Source organism: Falsiroseomonas oryzae, from assembly GCF_027856955.1.
GTDB lineage: Bacteria > Pseudomonadota > Alphaproteobacteria > Acetobacterales > Acetobacteraceae > Falsiroseomonas > Falsiroseomonas oryzae.
Genome location: NZ_JAPSMD010000954.1, coordinates 1 through 691 on the forward strand (window position 1 = coordinate 1; position 691 = coordinate 691).

Consider the following 691-nt stretch of genomic DNA (forward strand, 5'->3'; position numbering starts at 1 on the left):
CGCCGCGCCGGCGCCTGCGCCGGTCAGCGTCGCGATGAGCCAGCCGGCCGCCACCACCGGGCCAACGCCCGGAATGGCCAGGGCACCGAGCCCGGCAAGCAGCCCGGCGCCGCCGCCGATCACGGTGCCCAGCGTGGCGCCGGTGGCCGCACCGGTTTCGGCGCCCGTACCCGCACGGCGCGTCGTGGTGGTGTCCGTCGTCGTGTCGGTGCCGGTGGCACCCTGCCCGGCCATGTAGCTGATGTCGTCATGGGCGAAGCCGGCCGCTTCGAGGTCCCGCACCGCCGCGCGGGCGTGGTCGGAACTGTCGTAGAGCCGGGCAATGCTGCGTGTGGCCATGATGGTCTCCTGAAATCGGTTGGCGTCGGCCGGCCTACTGGCCGGTGGCGACGACGTTGCCCTGGTAGTCGAGCGCCACGCCGGTCTGCTGGCCGTTGCGGGTGGCGCGACCGCGCCAGACGCCCTGGTCGTCGAGACGCAGGCCCTGCACGTCGGTGAAGCCCGCATCGGTCATCCGCGCGCGCGCCTGGCCCTCGGTGAAGGAATTGGCGCCCGGCACCGGGGCGGCGCCGGTGCGCGGCTCGGTGTGCTGGGTGGTCGCGGCCGGCGGCGCGGTGGACTGGCCGCCGCCCTGCGCGCCGGTCCCGGGGGTAGTGGTGCCGGTGGCGCCCGGAGTTGTGGTGCCGGTGGC

The 691-nt window shown here is 75.7% G+C and carries 2 protein-coding genes; both read right to left on the reverse strand.

Annotated features, from left to right (window positions below; genetic code table 11):
• Positions 1 to 339 (reverse strand): general stress protein (locus OZN99_RS32920; RefSeq protein ID WP_408612002.1); only part of this gene is annotated, 339 nt, incomplete at its 3' end.
• A gap of 34 nt (positions 340 to 373) precedes the next feature.
• On the reverse strand, positions 374 to 691 hold a 318-nt coding region (locus OZN99_RS32925; RefSeq protein WP_270939375.1), incomplete at its 5' end, for a hypothetical protein.